This window comes from uncultured Pontibacter sp. (assembly GCF_947502515.1).
GTDB lineage: Bacteria > Bacteroidota > Bacteroidia > Cytophagales > Hymenobacteraceae > Pontibacter.
Map to the genome: position 1 here is coordinate 192,462 of NZ_CANNAI010000001.1, position 16,724 is coordinate 209,185.

The 16,724-nt window shown below is 51.2% G+C and carries 20 protein-coding genes and 1 tRNA gene; 13 read left to right on the forward strand and 8 right to left on the reverse strand.

The window, feature by feature from the left end:
• The first annotated feature begins 32 nt into the window (after positions 1-32).
• The 3 genes from kbl to Q1A54_RS00895 all read left to right on the forward strand — a co-directional run bounded on the left by kbl (position 33) and on the right by Q1A54_RS00895 (position 1,879).
• Positions 33-1,229: a glycine C-acetyltransferase gene (gene kbl / locus Q1A54_RS00885; protein WP_299984336.1), complete on the forward strand. Its 1,197-nt coding sequence runs from the start codon at positions 33-35 to the stop codon at positions 1,227-1,229.
• A gap of 103 nt (positions 1,230-1,332) precedes the next feature.
• Complete coding sequence (locus Q1A54_RS00890; RefSeq protein ID WP_299984338.1) at positions 1,333-1,623, forward strand: hypothetical protein; 291 nt, start codon at positions 1,333-1,335, stop codon at positions 1,621-1,623.
• A gap of 37 nt (positions 1,624-1,660) precedes the next feature.
• Positions 1,661-1,879, forward strand: coding sequence for a PLDc N-terminal domain-containing protein (locus tag Q1A54_RS00895; RefSeq protein ID WP_299984340.1), 219 nt, complete (start codon positions 1,661-1,663; stop codon positions 1,877-1,879).
• 73 nt (positions 1,880-1,952) lie between these two features.
• Here Q1A54_RS00895 and Q1A54_RS00900 read toward each other — a convergent pair whose 3' ends face one another.
• The 3 genes from Q1A54_RS00900 to folP form a co-directional block, all read right to left on the reverse strand.
• Positions 1,953-2,297 carry a hypothetical protein gene (locus Q1A54_RS00900; RefSeq protein ID WP_007652294.1) on the reverse strand — a complete coding sequence of 115 codons (345 nt, stop codon included), beginning with the start codon at positions 2,295-2,297 and terminating at the stop codon, positions 1,953-1,955.
• Between the two features lie 293 nt (positions 2,298-2,590).
• Positions 2,591-3,439 (reverse strand): diadenylate cyclase CdaA, encoded by an 849-nt coding sequence (gene cdaA, locus Q1A54_RS00905; protein WP_196119036.1) that lies wholly within the window; start codon positions 3,437-3,439, stop codon positions 2,591-2,593.
• On the reverse strand, positions 3,436-4,293 hold the full coding sequence (folP, locus tag Q1A54_RS00910; protein ID WP_299985439.1) for a dihydropteroate synthase: 858 nt from the start codon (positions 4,291-4,293) through the stop codon (positions 3,436-3,438). Before folP ends, cdaA begins: the two co-directional genes overlap by 4 nt.
• Before the next feature lie 42 nt (positions 4,294-4,335).
• Between folP and Q1A54_RS00915 the strand changes: the two genes are divergently transcribed.
• From Q1A54_RS00915 to Q1A54_RS00930, 4 genes are all read left to right on the forward strand, one after another.
• Entirely contained in the window at positions 4,336-4,890 is a 555-nt protein-coding gene (locus Q1A54_RS00915) for a DUF1599 domain-containing protein (RefSeq protein WP_299984344.1), read from the forward strand.
• Positions 4,891-5,091: 201 nt separating this feature from the next.
• Complete coding sequence (locus tag Q1A54_RS00920; RefSeq protein WP_299984346.1) at positions 5,092-6,183, forward strand: BT_3928 family protein; 1,092 nt, start codon at positions 5,092-5,094, stop codon at positions 6,181-6,183.
• Between the two features lie 18 nt (positions 6,184-6,201).
• The gene (locus tag Q1A54_RS00925) at positions 6,202-6,717 is read left to right on the forward strand and encodes a shikimate kinase (RefSeq protein WP_299984348.1); all 516 of its coding nucleotides are present in this window, start codon (positions 6,202-6,204) and stop codon (positions 6,715-6,717) included.
• Positions 6,718-6,824: 107 nt separating this feature from the next.
• Positions 6,825-7,439, forward strand: a complete 615-nt coding sequence (locus Q1A54_RS00930) for a sterol desaturase family protein (protein ID WP_299984372.1) — start codon at positions 6,825-6,827, stop codon at positions 7,437-7,439.
• Positions 7,440-7,502: 63 nt separating this feature from the next.
• Here the strand turns inward: Q1A54_RS00930 and Q1A54_RS00935 are convergent, their stop codons facing one another.
• Positions 7,503-7,673: a hypothetical protein gene (locus Q1A54_RS00935; RefSeq protein WP_007652305.1), complete on the reverse strand. Its 171-nt coding sequence runs from the start codon at positions 7,671-7,673 to the stop codon at positions 7,503-7,505.
• Positions 7,674-7,903: 230 nt separating this feature from the next.
• On the opposite strand from Q1A54_RS00935, the gene Q1A54_RS00940 reads away from it, so the two are divergent.
• A complete protein-coding gene (locus Q1A54_RS00940; RefSeq protein WP_299984375.1) occupies positions 7,904-8,935 on the forward strand; it encodes an AI-2E family transporter in 1,032 nt (343 codons plus the stop codon).
• A 46-nt stretch (positions 8,936-8,981) separates the two neighbouring features.
• Here Q1A54_RS00940 and Q1A54_RS00945 read toward each other — a convergent pair.
• From Q1A54_RS00945 to pheS, 4 genes are all read right to left on the reverse strand, one after another.
• Positions 8,982-9,055, reverse strand: a tRNA-Asn gene (locus tag Q1A54_RS00945).
• A 136-nt stretch (positions 9,056-9,191) separates the two neighbouring features.
• Positions 9,192-9,656, reverse strand: a complete 465-nt coding sequence (locus Q1A54_RS00950) for a hypothetical protein (protein ID WP_230392198.1) — start codon at positions 9,654-9,656, stop codon at positions 9,192-9,194.
• Positions 9,604-10,461, reverse strand: coding sequence for a 3-hydroxyacyl-CoA dehydrogenase NAD-binding domain-containing protein (locus tag Q1A54_RS00955; protein WP_299984378.1), 858 nt, complete (start codon positions 10,459-10,461; stop codon positions 9,604-9,606). The genes Q1A54_RS00950 and Q1A54_RS00955 overlap by 53 nt, the downstream gene beginning before the upstream one ends.
• A gap of 94 nt (positions 10,462-10,555) precedes the next feature.
• Complete coding sequence (gene pheS, locus Q1A54_RS00960; RefSeq protein WP_299984380.1) at positions 10,556-11,584, reverse strand: phenylalanine--tRNA ligase subunit alpha; 1,029 nt, start codon at positions 11,582-11,584, stop codon at positions 10,556-10,558.
• A gap of 210 nt (positions 11,585-11,794) precedes the next feature.
• Between pheS and Q1A54_RS00965 the strand changes: the two genes are divergently transcribed.
• The 5 genes from Q1A54_RS00965 to Q1A54_RS00985 all read left to right on the forward strand — a co-directional run bounded on the left by Q1A54_RS00965 (position 11,795) and on the right by Q1A54_RS00985 (position 16,712).
• A complete protein-coding gene (locus Q1A54_RS00965) occupies positions 11,795-12,643 on the forward strand; it encodes a DUF5668 domain-containing protein (RefSeq protein WP_196119024.1) in 849 nt (282 codons plus the stop codon).
• Positions 12,643-13,701, forward strand: a complete 1,059-nt coding sequence (locus tag Q1A54_RS00970; RefSeq protein WP_299984383.1) for a histidine kinase — start codon at positions 12,643-12,645, stop codon at positions 13,699-13,701. The genes Q1A54_RS00965 and Q1A54_RS00970 overlap by 1 nt, the downstream gene beginning before the upstream one ends.
• Entirely contained in the window at positions 13,676-14,419 is a 744-nt protein-coding gene (locus tag Q1A54_RS00975; protein WP_299984385.1) for a response regulator, read from the forward strand. The genes Q1A54_RS00970 and Q1A54_RS00975 overlap by 26 nt, the downstream gene beginning before the upstream one ends.
• A 269-nt stretch (positions 14,420-14,688) precedes the next feature.
• Entirely contained in the window at positions 14,689-15,321 is a 633-nt protein-coding gene (locus Q1A54_RS00980; RefSeq protein WP_299984387.1) for a TetR/AcrR family transcriptional regulator, read from the forward strand.
• A gap of 20 nt (positions 15,322-15,341) precedes the next feature.
• Positions 15,342-16,712: a TolC family protein gene (locus Q1A54_RS00985; RefSeq protein ID WP_299984389.1), complete on the forward strand. Its 1,371-nt coding sequence runs from the start codon at positions 15,342-15,344 to the stop codon at positions 16,710-16,712.
• Positions 16,713-16,724 lie beyond the last annotated feature (12 nt).

Below are 16,724 nucleotides of genomic sequence, written 5' to 3' on the forward strand. Positions count from 1 at the left end.
TAAATCAAGTAACAGCCTAACGAAGATAACCCATGTACGAAACGTTAAAACCAGATTTGGAAAAACAGCTTGCCGAGATCAAGGAAGCTGGTTTGTATAAGCAGGAGCGTATCATCACCACTCCGCAGGGAGCTGATATCGATACCACGCAGATGCAGCACGTGCTGAACTTCTGCGCCAACAACTACCTGGGCCTGTCGGCTCACCCGAAAGTGATTGAGGCAGCCAAACACGCCATTGACACCCACGGTTATGGTATGAGCTCCGTGCGCTTCATCTGCGGCACGCAGGATATCCACAAAGAGCTGGAGCAAAAGCTGTCTGAGTTCCTGGGCACTGAGGACACGATCCTATATGCAGCCGCCTTTGACGCCAATGGCGGTGTGTTCGAGCCTTTGTTTGATGCTGAGTCAGCGATCATTTCGGATGCGCTGAACCATGCTTCCATCATCGACGGTATCCGTCTGTGCAAAGCCCAGCGATTCCGCTACGAGCACAACAACATGGAAGACCTGGAGGCCAAGCTGCAGGAAGCCGTGAATGCCGGCACCAAGCACCGCATCATCGTGACAGACGGGGCCTTCTCCATGGATGGCACAGTGGCGCAACTCGACAAGATCGTGGATCTGGCTGATAAGTACCAGGCTGTGCTGATGGTAGACGATTCGCACTCTACCGGCTTTATGGGCAAGACTGGTCGCGGAACGCACGAGTACCACAACGTGATGGATAAAGTAGATATCATCACCGGTACGCTAGGCAAAGCGCTGGGCGGTGCCATGGGTGGTTTCACATCTGGCAAGAAAGAGATCATTGACATGCTGCGTCAGCGTTCACGTCCATACCTGTTCTCTAACTCACTGGCCCCCTCTATAGTGGGTGCCTCCATCGCTGTGCTCGACATGCTGAGCTCTACCACTGAGCTCCGCGACAAGCTGGAGTGGAACACCAAGTTTTTCCGTGAGCAGATCACAGCCGCTGGTTTTGACATCAAGCCGGGTGACCACCCGATCGTGCCGGTTATGCTGTATGACGCGCCGCTGGCGCAGGAGTTCGCTGCCCGCATGCTCGACAAAGGCATCTACGTGATCGGATTCTACTACCCGGTTGTTCCAAAAGGGCAAGCCCGTATCCGTGTGCAGCTGTCTGCCGTGCACGACCGCGTACACATCGACAAGTGCATTGCCGCTTTCGCCGAGGTAGGCCGCGAATTGGGTGTGATCAAGTAAGATTGCAAATCCATCAAGGTATAGAAACAGCCGCTTCCGTTAGGGGAGTGGCTGTTTTTTTTATTACCTTGTCATTATCAAGGTCCACATTCCTGCTATATCTATGAACAACGTCAAAATAAAGGCTGGTCAGTTGCTGCTCGGTACCGTGCTGGCCTGGTTGGTGATATCCTTTCTGGCCTACGCCACGGCAGGTATACGGGGCGAGGTAAACCTGACCGGTACACTGCTTCAAATCACCTTTTACTTCTCTATTTTACTTTCGGCAGAGGCCTACCTGAGCATGATGCTCAACCCACAGTGGGTGCGTGTCAATCTGGGTATGGTGCTGCTGCTTTGTGCACCGGCATTAGCTTATTTAACCTGGTTTGTCAGCCAGATCATTTTTGGATAAGCCTGTTTCTTCTCTTTCTCAACACTAAACCTAATCTATGCTGTTCTGTTTTATCGGAAACGAACCTTTCTTCAGTTCTATCTTTCTGCTGGTGGTTGCCTATTATACACTGGTAGTGCTCTCACTGCTGCACCTGATCTTCAAAACAGATTATAACCTGACCGAGCGCCTGCTTTGGATGGTTGTGCTGTGGGTAGTGCCTGTTTTTGGCCTGCTGGCCTACTGGGTGTTCTGGAAAAGAAGAGGAAAAGCATAAACACAAAAAAGCCTCCGCTTGGCGGAGGCCCTTTTCCATAGTTCTAAGTATAGTTTCTTTAAGTACGCTTTGGCTATTCTTGTTCTTTAGAAGCATCCTGGCCTTGCTCATCAAGGGTGATCGTGCCAGTCTGGCCTTCTTTGTTTGTCAGGGCGATTTCGTAAACAACTTTTGCGTTCGCGTCACCTTCAGCTGGTTTCACTTTGTAGATATCGCCTACAGTCCACTCTTTGTAAGCTTCGTGATCCAATACCGCCTTTACAGGGGCTGGAAGCTGATCTTTGGTAACTTTTTCTCTATTGTCGTTCTGAGTTTGCGTTTGGGCTTGCTCAGCAGCCTGTGTAGCTTGTGCGTTCGCATCGATAGATGTAAATCCAAGTAAGGCAATGGCAGCTGCTAAAAAAGTTGCTTTTTTCATGTTATGTTAGTTTAGTTCGATTAACATTTGTTTCGCATAGCCCTATTGGCATAACCGTGCCAGAACCACTTAAACTATATAAGTTACTGTTTGTCAATCAGTTGTGTATTTTGGGTGGATTTTGCAAACTGTGGAAGAGCACAGGGTGATGGGGAAATTTTTCCACACTTTGTGGTGAGCACCCATCATTTAACTCTGGCTGCAGGTATGCAACAGGTATAGCTTCTGAGTCCATGGCAACAAAAAAAGCCAGCCCCCAAGGGCTGGCTTTGCTATCGTTATAGGCTTATACCTTAGGCTGCGCTTACCGACTTCTCTGCGGGAGCTGGAACAGCGGCTGGCTTCTGGTCTGTGTCGAACAGGAACTGGTTGAGCTTCACACGCAGGTCGGCAGAGGAAAGGTTGCGGTATACCTCGGCATTGCGTACCAGCGCGATCTGGCCTGTTTCTTCGGATACGACCAGTACTACACTGTCGGTGACTTCCGTAAGGCCGATGGCAGCGCGGTGGCGAAGACCCATGGAGGCGGGTATCTCGTTGTTCTCTGTTACAGGCAAAATGCAGCGGGCCGCTTTGATGCGATTGCCTGAAATGATCACAGCGCCATCGTGCAGCGGACTCGTCTTGTTAAAGATCGACATCAGCAGTCGCTTCGAGATCACGGCATCGATCAGGTCGCCGGACTCAGCGTAATATTTCAATTCGGAGCTTTTGGCAAATACGATCAGCGCACCCGTGTTTTTAGCGGCCAAGGATTTAGAGGCTTCAATAAAGGGGGTGAGGCTGAGCTTCTCCACCTGGTCGCGCCGCCATGGGAATCCACGGAAAAGGCGGTCGTTGTTGAAGGCAGTGGTTTTACCGATCAGCAAAAGGAAGCGCCGGATCTCGGGCTGGAATACAATAATGGCTGCGAGTACACCCACTCCCATAAACTGGCCGAGGATGATGCTGAGGAGCTCCATGCCTGCGGCCCTTACCACCAGGTATAGCAGGTATACGGAGAGCAGGCCCAGGAAAATCTTAAGCGCCACACTACCAGTCAGAAGTTTATAGAGCTGGTAAAGCAATACCGTGACGAGCAGGATGTCAAGCACATCGAGCAGCTCAATTTCCAAAAAGCCTACTGTAAATAAAGGAATCAATGCGTTACTTTCGTGTATAGTTGGATAGTCTGTTTTGTTTCTTTTACGTCGTGCACCCGCAAAATGTCGGCACCTTTTCCTAACGCGATGGTATTGAGTGCTATTGTGCCGGCCAGTGCTTCGGATTGGTCGATGCCCAGGTACTTGTAAGTCATGGACTTGCGGGATACTCCCACTAATAACGGTAGCTCAAGTACACGTAGTTCCTCAAGTCGGTGCATTAGCTCAAAGTTCTGATCCACAGTCTTGGCAAAACCAAAGCCCGGGTCCAGTATGATGTCGTTCACACCGAGGCTTTTCAACTGTGCCACCTTGGCCTGCAGCTCGTCGATCACGTCGAGTACCAGGTCGTTATAGTCCGTCAGGCTGTTCATAGTCTGCGGCGTGCCGCGCATGTGCATCAGGATGTAAGGCACCTGCAGTCGCGCCACGGTTTCGAACATGGCCTCGTCAAGGTTGCCGCCCGAAATATCGTTGATGATGGAAGCACCCGCCTTTACACTGGCCTCAGCTACTTCGGCCCGGAAGGTATCCACTGAAATCACAGCTCCCGGGAAAGCTTGCATGATGGCCTCAATGGCAGGTATAACTCTATCCAGTTCTTCGGCTGTTGAAACATCCGCAGCGCCCGGCCGGGAAGAGTAACCTCCCAGGTCAAGAATGTCAGCACCGTCTTCCAGCATGCTTTTGGCTCGTTGAACAACTTCATCGGGAGAGCTCAGGCGGCTGCCTGCATAGAAAGAGTCAGGCGTAACATTGAGGATGCCCATGACCAGCGGCGTATCCAGCGAAAGGATTTTTCCGCGGCAGTTAAGTGTACTTTTCTTTCGAAAAAACTTATCTTTCGATTCCAATGTTGGCGTATCTGTCAATCGTTTAAAATTAAAGCTAAAAAGTTGATTAGTCAAACACTCCAGGAATATAATCAGGTAGTAAACCGCTGCAAAGATACCTTCGTCAAGAAGACCAAAGATTACGGCACCGCATGGCGCGTGCTGCGCCTGCCGTCCATAACCGACCAGATTTTTATAAAGGCGCAGCGCATCCGCTCCATACAGGAGAAGGGCAAGCAAATGGTGGAGGACGACATCCGTGACGAGTTTGTGGGCATCATTAACTACTGCGTGATTGCCCTGATGCAGCTTGGTTTACAGGACAGCGACGAATTGACGCTGTCGGCAGAAGAGGTGGAGCGTATGTACACCGAGCACATTGAAGAGAACATCAAACTGCTCAATGCCAAAAACCACGACTACGGCGAGGCATGGCGCGACATGCGCGTGAGCTCCATCACGGATATTATTCTGATGAAGCTCTACCGCACCAAGCAGATCGAAGACAACGAAGGACAGACCCTGATCTCGGAAGGCGTGGAAGCCAACTACCGCGACATGATCAATTACGCTGTATTCGCGCTGATTAAGTCTGGCTTTGCGGAGACGGTGAAATAAGTATAGATAAAAGGATGTCATCTCGACAACAGGAGAGATCTGATAAGGCATGGTTGCGTCAGATTTCTCTGAGCTACGCTCGCCCTCTTCGACTCATGTCTCGGGCATGTTCGAAATGACAGAACCCTTTGATAGAAGGTATCAGGTAGAATAGGTAATCCGGTTCTTGTGATTTCCCAAACTCTTAACTCTCAAACTAAAATGCGCTACATCACCAAATTCTTCTGGCTCTTTGTAGGAGTCCTGTTCATCTTCTCAGGACTGATCAAGATCAACGACCCGGTGGGGACGGCCATTAAACTGGAAGAGTACTTTGAAGTATTCGCCCACGATATTTCGCCCGTGTTTCTGTCGCTGGTACCAGCGGCGCTGTTTCTGTCCATCTTCCTGAGTGCGGCCGAGATCGTGCTGGGCGTGGCGCTGCTTATCCGCTGGAAGCTCAAAGAGGTACTGTGGCTGCTGCTGGCCATGATCGTGTTCTTCACCTTCCTGACCTTCTACTCGGCATACTTCAACAAAGTGACCGATTGCGGCTGTTTCGGTGATGCCATCAAGCTCACACCTTGGGAGTCGTTCACCAAAGACATTGTATTGCTGGTAATGATCGTTTGGCTGCTTCTTTATAAACGCTACCTGCAGCCAATCGTGCAGCCCAAAGTGGGAGCAGCCGTAACAGCGCTTACCGCCCTGATTTCGGTTGGCATTGGCTGGTACGCTTATGAGCACCTGCCTTATGTCGATTTCCGCGCTTATAAAATAGGCAATAACATTCCGGCCCTAATGAAGCCTTCGGCACCGTTGCGTTACAAATATGTGATGGTGAAAGATGGAGAAGAGCAGGAGTTTGAGGAGTACCCGATGGATGAAGCCTATACCTTCAAGGAGATGGTAGCGGTGAATCCGGAGGATGGTCCGAAGATCACCGACTTTAACGTGTGGAACGATCAGGGAGATTTCACACAGGAAATCCTGAGCGGCAACAAGCTGCTGGTGATCGTGCACAATGTAGAGAAAGCTAACCGCAGTAACATCGAGCAGATAAGCAAGCTGGTGCAGGAAGCCGAGCAGCAGGGTATAACGCCTGTAGTCATCACTTCATCCGGTCGACAGGAGTTTGAGGCCTTCCGCCACGAGGTGGGTCTGGCCGCTCCGTACTTCTTCGGCGACGGCACCGTGCTCAAAACCATGATGCGTGCTAATCCCGGCACCATGCTGCTGCAGGACGGCACCGTAAAAGGCATGTGGCACCACAACGACACACCAGATGTGTCGGAACTGGTGAGTCTGCTGTAAAAGCGCTATACCTTAGCTTTGAGCACGCAACGCATTTTCCTGATCGGTATGATGGGGGCTGGCAAGACCACGCTGGGCCGTGAGCTGGCTGAGCGGCTGGGCTATGCCTTCGTGGACCTCGACGAGTACCTTGAGCAAAGGGAAGGCTGCAGTATTGCGCAGCTGTTTGCCGCAGGAGGGCAGGAGGGCTTTCGACTGAAGGAACGGCAGGCGCTGGAGTCGGTGGTGCAGGAATTTGAGCAAGCGGTGGTAGCTACTGGCGGCGGCGCACCCTGCTTCTTCGACAACATGGCATTTATCAACCAGCATGGCACGAGCATTTTTCTGGACGTGCCGGCTGAAGAACTCACGCAACGACTGCTTTTAACAAACTTGAGTCAGCGTCCCTTGCTGGCTCAGAAAAGCGAAGAAGAGCTAAAGGATTTCATAGTCAAAACATTAGCTGAACGTCTGGTATTCTACAAGCAGGCTAAGTATACGGTATCGGGAAAAAGGTATAACATTGGACGGTTAGAATCGTTAGTTAAACCATAACAGAAACTCCTCGTTTCCGCTTATGTATTGCAGCGGATAAATACATACGGGATACCTAATATTTAACTAATTTTGCGGTAAAAATCCGTTTTTAGCAAAATCTGACTATGAAACCCAATCACAAAGGACAAGCCCAGATATTCCAGAATCCTGTGCTGGAAAGACTGACACGTACACACATTGCACTGCCTATTTCTATTTTTATTGTCATTGCCATCGGGCTGATTTACTATGGCATCACGTATAGCTTTATCAATGTGCTGGAGGCGGTCGGCTTCTTCCTGCTGGGCTGGCTTATCTTCTCACTGATCGAATACTGCGCGCACCGCTTCGTGTTTCACATGGATACCGATACGCCGATGAAGGAGCGCATTCAGTATACCTTTCACGGCAATCACCACGAGTATCCGAAAGACAAAGAGCGCCTGGCTATGCCGCCGATTGTTAGCTTGTTTATCGCCTCTTTCTTTTTCTTTGTGTTCAAGCTGATCTTCGGGCAATTTGTATTCGGTGTAGTGGCCGGGCTGCTGTTTGGTTATGCGCTATACCTGTTCGTGCATTATGCCGTGCACGCATACGCACCGCCTAAGAACTTCCTGAAGCAGCTTTGGATTCACCACAGTATTCACCACTACAAAGACCCGAACGTGGCTTACGGTGTATCTTCTCCGCTCTGGGACTACATACTGGGCACCATGCCGAAACGCACTAACTCAAAATAGAGCAGTTCATCAAAATCAAAAAGGGAGCCGATTGGCTCCCTTTTCTTTTGTTAGGTATTGCGTTTATCGTCTGAATCTGCTGAACAGCCAGCCTACCAGGGCCACAATCAGAACGATGATGATGAGCGCGGTCCACATACCGGCTTTGAAGATGTCTCCTATCAATTCGCAACTACTCATGGTAACTGCCATCAGGACGAAAAGGACGGGGAGGTATAGTCTTATATTTTTCATAGTCTTATTTTGTTTAGGTTATAGCGCAGCACCTAACACTCTTATAGAGAGTGCGGTTGCGGTTAATATGACGAAATTGTCATATATATCAGATACTTGCTTTTTAAGGAAAAGGTTGGCTTATGAGGAGTGAGGCACTGTGGAAGCTGCTAGCTGCATCTTAACCTAAGGCACCCCATATGAGTAAACACATGAAAATGTTTTCATATTTATAATGTGTCAATTCCTTAATGCTGGATTTCTATAATTTCATTAAGCGGTTTGCGGCGGCGGTCCTGATTATTCTTATCGCTTACCTTTTAATAAGTCAAGGTTACTTTTTCCTGCTAGTGTTTTCAGGTATTCTGCTTGCCGTGCTCTTCAGTGGCATGGCGGAGTGGATTGTCCAAAAAACGGGAATGAAGCGATGGGTGGCGCTACTGCTGTCAGTGCTGCTTTTCTTCGGTCTGATCGTAGGGGCCTTCTGGTTGTTGGCGCCCACTATAGCAGAGCAGGTCGGCGAGATGCGGGAAACCTTGCCTAAGTCCATTGAGCAGCTGAGAAACTGGCTGGGTGAGCGAGGCTGGGGAGAGCGGGTTGCAGAGAAGCTACCTGAAAACGTTGAAGGTGCTCTTTCGAAACAAGAGAATCTTTTCTCGCAGGTTACCGGCGCATTTTATACGACACTCGGATTCCTGGCCGATCTTGTAATAGTCGTCATCACTGCCTTGTTTCTGGCTGCTAGTCCGACTCTCTATACACATGGGCTGGTGAAGCTGTTTCCAGTCCATAAGCGGACACGCATACTGGAGGTGTTGGATAAGTGCTACAGCACCCTACGGGGATGGCTGGTGGCTATGCTGCTGGCTATGTCTATGATTGGTATCAGTACTGCCATTGGCTATAGTCTGATCGGGTTGCCCCTGGCATTCGCTTTGGCCTTCATCGCTTTTCTTTTCGCGTTTGTGCCCAACATCGGTCCATGGCTGGCGGGGGTACCTGCTGTGCTCGTCGGTCTGATGGAAGGAGGGCAGATGGCGCTATACGTGATTCTGATCTATGGCGGTATTCAGATGGTGGAAAGTTATGTGCTGACTCCCATCATTTTCAAGAAGACAGTAGACCTGCCACCGGCCCTGCTACTGTTCTTTCAGGTGTTGCTTGGTTTGCTGCTGGGAGCGTTAGGGCTGCTATTAGCCGCCCCGATACTAGCCGTGCTAATGGTGATCGTGCAGGAGTTGTATGTGAAGGACGTGCTAGAGGCAGAGGTTAAAGAGAAATAAAAAAAGCCACTTGACGATTTTACTCGTAAGTGGCTTTTTCTTTAAGCTCCCCCTCCTGGGCTCGAACCAGGGACCCCCTGATTAACAGTCAGGTGCTCTAACCAACTGAGCTAAGGAGGAATCTTATTTATGTTCAGTGACGGCCTCTACCGTCGAATGATGGTGCAATATTACGGCGCCTAAGCTTACTACGCAAGTACTGGGCTAAAAAATATTTCGAGTAAGTTGTAAATGGTTGTGAATCAATCCGAAAAATTTAATTAAAAATAGAGAGCAGCGAGCCATTCAGTGCGGTGCGGTATTGCCGGAGGCCATACACAGCGGGACCTGCACTCACACCTCCCTGAAAATTGAACTGGGATCCGCAGCAAGTGTCCACAATAAACAGGTTGGACTGGTCTGCCTCCACCTGGCCGCAAGGTGCGCTCGCAGTAGGGTCATAAGGACAGGCTCGCTCAAAAGCCAGGTATAGGTTCGCATGCTGCCGGATCACAATGATGCCTTTGTAACCGGAGTTCAGGTATACATAGCCTCCATCCTGGCGCAGGCGCGTGTACAGCTGGCTGTTTACATTGATCTGCTCGCTTACAGGTACGTTGGGTATACCCGGGCCTGGGTTATCGCTGCCGCAAGAGGCAAGCATCAGCAACGCCAGCAGGCAAAGGAGCTTACTGGTAATCGTAGAAGCCTTTGCCAGACTTGCGGCCATGGTGGCCGGCATCCACTTTCTGCTGCTGTATGCGGCTCGGTCTGAATTTCGGATCATAATGGAAAGCCTCAAACATGGAGGAGGTAACAGAGTAATTAGTGTCTACGCCGATCAGGTCCATCAGTTCAAAGGGGCCCATCTTAAAGCCGCTGGCCTGCATAAGCCGGTCTATACCTTTGGCATCGGCCACACCTTCTTCGAGCAGCTTGAGCCCCTCGACATAAAAGTGGCGCGCCACCCGGTTCACAATAAAACCAGGAGCATCTTTTGCCATGACAGGCTTCTTCTCCAGCTTCAGGGCAAGCTGCTTGATCGTTTCAGCCACTTCCGGCGAGGTAGCGGCTCCTGAGATCACTTCCACCAGCTTCATAATGTGAGCCGGGTTAAAGAAGTGCATGCCCACTACCCGCTCCGGGTGCGGTATACCTGCTGCGATGCGGGTAATAGGTATAGACGAGGTGTTGGAGGCAAAGATCGTATCAGGCGTGTTCACGGCATCCAGATCTTTGAAAATGCTCTGCTTCACTTCCAGCCGCTCTACCACAGCCTCAATGATAACGTCGCAGCTCAGCTGCAGCGTATCGCCGGTATAAGACAAATTCTCCAGCGCCGCCTGTTTGTCAGCTTCGGTCAGCTTGCCGCGTTCTATACCTTTGTCGAGGTTTTTAACGGTAGTCGCTTCGGCTTTCTTGAGCACCTGCGCATTGATGTCGAAGAGGATGGTCTTATAACCGGCCTGCGCACAGATCTGCGCAATGCCTTGCCCCATCGTGCCGGCACCTACTATACCTATCGTTTTGATGTTCTCAAATTTCATAGCCTTGGTTGTCTGTTAAAAAAGAATGGGTGAATGCTTTGCTATACTTAAAGAAACAAAACATTCACCCATTCGCTCAATCACTCATTCAGAATTAAATCACTCCCTTGAACTGACGCAGGAAGCGTACGTCGTTTTCGGTGAACAGGCGCAGGTCTTTGATCTGGTAGCGGAGCATGGTGATGCGCTCGATACCCATACCGAAAGCAAAGCCAGAGTATACCTCCGGATCGATGCCGCAGTTGCTAAGCACGTTCGGATCAACCATGCCGGCACCGCCGATCTCAACCCAACCCGATTGTTTACAGATATTACAGCCCTCTCCTTTGCAGATCAGACAGGAGATATCGATCTCGGCGCTCGGCTCCGTGAACGGGAAGAACGACGGGCGGAAACGGATCTTGGTGTCCTGTCCGAACATCTCCTTCGCGAAGTAATACAAGGTCTCTTTCAGGTCTTTGAAGCTCACGCCTTTGTTTACGTACAGACCCTCCACTTGCTGGAACACCATGTGCGCACGGGCTGAAATGGCTTCGTTGCGGTATACGCGGCCCGGCATGATGCTACGCAGCGGCGGCTGGTTGTTCTCCATCAGGCGCACCTGCACGTTGGAGGTATGGGTACGCAACAGTTTGTCACGGTCCTCGCTCAGGAAGAACGTGTCTTGCATCTCACGGGCCGGATGGTTCTCCGGGAAGTTCAGGGCGGTGAAGTTGTGCCAGTCATCCTCAATCTCCGGGCCATCGGCCACGTTGAAGCCGATGCGCTCAAATATGCGCACGATCTCGGCGCGCACCAGCGAAAGCGGATGGCGGGTGCCCAGTGTGTTAGGTATAGGAGGTAGCGTAAAGTCAAAAGCGTTCTCAGCTTCAGCGCCTGCCGAAGCATTGGCTAACTGCTCCTGCGCCTCATCAAAACGGGCCTGGGCGCGGTTTTTGAGTTGGTTTAGCTCCTGGCCTACCTGCCGACGCTGCTCGGGTGCCACGGATTTGAGGTCGTCAAAAAGGGCGGCTATAGCGCCTTTGCGGCCAATGTAAGCGATTCTGAATTGCTCCAACTCGGCTGCGCTACCAAGCTGCGCGGCCTCTATCTCTTGTGCTACTCTCTGTATATTCTCAACCATAGTATGCAAAGATAATAATTTGCGAAATGTGAAAGGCAAAATAAGGCGCTTTGCTATACCTTGCCATTCGGTGAATAAAACCTAACTTGGTTTACCGACGCCAACCGGCCGTTTACCGACTTCTGTCCGGGGGTAACCTAATAGCCATTGAACTGAGCAAGGGCATCTTATACCTTTGGTACAGATCTTAAAACTAAGCGAAATAAAACCATGAAAAATCAAGAATACAATAGAGGCGGTTCCGGCAAAATGGCCGGCGTTTTTCTCCTGATGGTAGGTGTGCTTTTGCTCACTGCCAAAATGGGCATTTTCTTTCTCCCAAGCTGGGTATTTTCCTGGCCAATGTTCCTGATTGCGCTGGGCCTGTTTCTGGGCTTTAAGCATTCCTTCCAGAAACCAAGCTGGCTGGTGCTGATCGTGATCGGTGGCGTGTTTCTGCTTGACAGGCACTTCTTTCTCGATATCAACCTGAAGCTGTACTTCTGGCCTATCCTGATCATAGGTCTGGGGCTGTGGCTGATCATGAAGCCAAAGAAGCGCAACCCTTGGGAAAACCAGGTGGGCCCTGGCCCCGAGCCAAGACCAGAGGAAACCCCCGGCTACTATACCGACCCTGTGAACGGTGCCTATCCTGGTGGCTATACCGACTATACCGGCAACGAAGCTTATACCTCCAGCGGATATGACGGCAACCAGGGTTATACGGCAGGAGGGCCTGAAGATCAACTTGACAGTGTGGCGATACTCGGAGGCATAAAAAAAAACATCGTCTCTAAGAACTTCAAGGGCGGCGAAGTAGTGAGCGTGTTCGGAGGCACGGAGCTGAACCTGATGCAGGCCGACATACAACACCCGATCGTGCTGGAGGCGACCCAGATCTTTGGGGGAACCACGCTCATCGTACCGCCACACTGGCAAATCAAGTCCGACGAAATGGTGGCCATCCTGGGCGGCATCGACGACAAGCGACCTGCCATGCCACAGGGCTACGACCCCAATAAGGTGCTCATCCTGAAAGGCACCACCCTCTTTGGCGGACTCAACATCAAGAGTTACTAATGGAAGGGGTCGCATCGCAGGTACGGCTCATGCTGCTCTATCTGGGCTGGGCCCTGCTTTGGTCGGTGGTGCTGGTATTGGTGCTCTGGCAAACTGGCTTTGCCTTTAAACTGATACTGGCAGATGCCCTGCTGATGAATGTGTTACTGGCTGTGGGTGGATTTGCTGTAGGTACAGGCCTACGGTTCTATCAGCCGAGCATTCGTCAGGGAGCATTTCTGCTGGGCTGGAGTTTGGGTTTGGCAGGTATATGCACCTTGCTGTTTGACTTTATAATGGGTCAGATGCTGCCAGAAGCTACCACATACCTGGCTTTTGTCGACAAAACCTTGCCGATGCGCATCGCATTTAGCTGGCTGATGCTCTTGCTAATGCTCCTCCTAACCTGGCTGTGGTTCTATACCCGTCAGCTGCAGGAGGCTGAGAAGCGCAAAGCCGCCACCGAGAAGCTGGCCCGCGAAGCCGAACTCTATAACCTGCGCCAGCAACTGCAGCCACATTTTCTGTTCAATAGCCTCAACTCCATCAGTGCTCTGGTAGTGAGTCGGCCGGAGCAGGCCCGCAGCATGGTACAACAGCTGTCAGACTTCTTGCGCGGCACCTTGCGCAAGGACAACAACCAGCTGGTGCCCCTGGCAGAAGAGCTAAAGCAATTGCAGCTATACCTGGACATTGAGAAAGTGCGCTTCGGGCATAGGTTGCAGGTAGAAGTAGAGGCTACCGAGGATAGCCAAGGTATGAAGCTGCCTGCCCTTTTGCTGCAGCCCGTAGTGGAAAACGCCATCAAGTTCGGACTCTACGACACGGTGGGGGAGACGGCTATCAAGGTAAAGGCTACTACCGCAGATGGCTACCTGACCATCATCACCCAGAACCCCTATGACCCGGCCACGAGCCAGCCCCGCAAAGGCACCGGCTTCGGGCTCGACTCCATTCAGCGCAGGCTATACCTGCTCTACGCCCGGCAGGACTTGCTGCGCACCTCTCAACAAGACCATCAGTTTACAACCACCATCAAGATACCCCAACACTATGAAAAAATGCCTGATAATAGATGACGAACCGCTGGCCCGCAGCATGGTGGCCGAGTACCTGCAAGCCTACCCTGAGCTGGAGGTGGTGCAGGAGTGCGGCGACGGCTTCGAGGGTGTGAAAGCCATCATGCAGCACCAGCCCGACCTGATCTTTCTTGACATCCAGATGCCTAAGATCAATGGCTTCGAGATGCTAGAGCTGGTGGAACAAGCCCCCGGCGTCATCTTCACCACCGCCTTTGACGAGTATGCCATCAAGGCCTTTGAGACCAATGCCGTGGACTACCTGCTCAAGCCCTTCAGCAAGGAACGCTTCGATGCCGCTATACGCAAATGGCTGCAAAGCCAGGCAGCAGCACAGGCTATACCTGCTTCAAGTGCGCTGGAGGAGGCTACTGGCAAGCAACCTGAAGAACAGCATCGCATTGTAGTAAGAGCCGGCAACAACATCCGCATCATACCGGTGGCCGATGTGCTATACCTGGAGGCCTATGACGACTATGTGAAAATCCATACCCGCGACGGTGTTTTCCTTAAGAAAAAGACGATGGGCTATTACGAAAAAGCGCTTGATCCGAAGCAGTTTGTGCGGGCACACCGCTCTTATATCATGGCCCTGTCGCAGCTTACCCGCATCGAGCCCTTCGAGAAGGATAGCCACGTGGCCCTGCTACGTAACGGCGAGCGTATTCCCCTGAGTAAGAGTGGCTATGCCCGACTGCGGGCAGTACTGGGTATATAGTCACCTTTGTACATGCCTATACTTGTATTTATCTGATCGAGAATGTGTTTTTGGCTGTTTGGAGTCAAAAAAGCAGTGTCTGAATCAGCATTTGCCCTATTCGTCTAAATAGTTTTTCTCAAACCGAAAAAGCTATCACATTTGTCTCGCTCAAAGCTGTTTTGAGCTTGCCCGGAAAGTCTGAACACTTACTAAATAATTCTGTTAAACACTTGTGGAAACTTTTGGGATAAAAAACGTTTCCGTAGTTTTGCCTCGGAATTATGAAAATGGAAACGACAGTACAGCCATCGGTTAAAGATAAGATTGCGACAGAGACATTTAAGCTTTTCTGTCGCCGTGGCATCAAAGGGTCCTCTATGGATGATATTGCGCAGCACCTTTCTATGTCCAAAAAAACCATTTACAAGTGGTTCAGCAACAAAGACGAGATTGTGTACTGGGCTATCAACTCATACCTGAGCTCGGTGGATGCGGACTGTGAGCGATGCAAGCAGGAGGCACCCAATGCCATCGAAGAACTTTTTTCGATCATGAAGACCACCCGCCAAGTCTTCGCCAGCATTCACCCCGGCATCTTCTTCGATCTGCAGAAGTACCACGCCAACGCCTGGCAAAAGTGGCAGGAATATAAGAACCATGACTTCCTTCACCGGATAAAAGATAACCTCAGGCGCGGCATTTCTGAAGGCTTGTTCCGGCAGGACCTGGACGTGGAGGTAATCGCCCGCCTGCGACTCGCCCAGATCGAGGTGCCTTTTGACGAAGCCCTTTTCCCCCGCTTCCAATTTGAGCTGCTGCATGTGCAAACGGCCAGCCTCGAGTACTTCATGCTCGGGATCGCCACGCTCAAGGGGCACAAGATGATCAATGACTACAAGCAAATCACAGAAGAAGAATAACTGACTACAACTCTCCGATTATGAAAAAAAACATTAGCCTGTTACTGGCACTATTCGTCTTGCTAAGCCCGGTCAAGGTGCTGGCGCAGGCATCGCCGCAGGCTTTCAGTCTGCAACAGAGTATCGATTATGCCCTGCAGAACCGCGCGAGCCTGAAAATGGCCCGCAACCAGCAGGACATCGACAAAGCCAAAGTAGGGGAGATACGGGCAATGGGCTTGCCGCAGATCGACGCCGCCGCCGACCTGGGCAAAAACGTGATTCAGCAGAAGAGCTTCCTGCCAGCCGAGTTCTTTCAGGATCCCGATAACCCAAACGCACCGGAGCCAGGCACTTTTGTGCCGGTAGTGTTTACGCCACAGTATACTGGCAACGCTGCCATCACGGCCAGCCAGCTGCTGTTCGACGGCTCATACCTGATCGGTTTGAAAGCTGCCAAGACTTATACCGAGCTGTCGCGCAAAACGACGGAGCAGAACGAAATAGATGTAGTAGAGCAGGTGACCAAAGCTTATTACAGTGTGCTGGTGAGCCGGGAGCGCATGGAGCTTCTCAACCAGAACCTCTACCGCCTGGACACGCTCCTGAAGCAGACGCAAGTGATGTTTGAGCAGGGCGTAGCTGAAAAGCTGGACGTGGACCGCCTTCGTGTGACCTACAACAACCTGAAAGTAGAAAAACAGAAGACTGAGCGCTTGCTTACATTAGGGGAGGACCTGCTTAAGTTCCAGATGGGGATGCCCCAGAAAGAACAGCTGCTGTTAACTGACAGTCTGAGCGAAGTGCAGGTTGATATGGCCAAGACCAATCGAAACGGTTTCAATTATAGCAATCGCATCGAGTACTCTGTCCTGGAGACGCAGCGTGACCTCGCCATGCTAAACCTGCGCAATATTCGCTCTGGTTACCTACCCAAGCTATACCTGAACGGCCGCTACGGCTATGTGGCTGCCAACAATGACTTCAGCGAAATTACCCGCAGCCGTAACTGGTTCGACTTCGCCTACGTGGGCCTGGGCCTGCAGGTGCCGATCTTCGATGGTCTGCGCAAGCACTACCAAATTCAACAGTCTCGCTTAACACTCGAAAACGCCAAATTGGGGTTTGAAAGTCTGGAGCAAGGTATAGACCTGGAGTTGGAGCAGGCCTCCACCGACCTGACCAACTCCCTGGACGTGCTGGCATCGCAGCGCGAGAACCTGGAACTGGCCGAGGAGATTGCCCGTGTGGCCAAGATCAAGTTTCAGGAGGGTGTAGGCTCTAACTTGGAAGTAGTGACCGCCGAAACCGACCTGCGCCAGGCACAGACCAATTACTACGCCGCCATGTACGATGCCCTGATCGCTAAAGTGAATCTTGACAAAGCCACTGGCACCCTGCTTATAAAATAAAACACTTGAAAA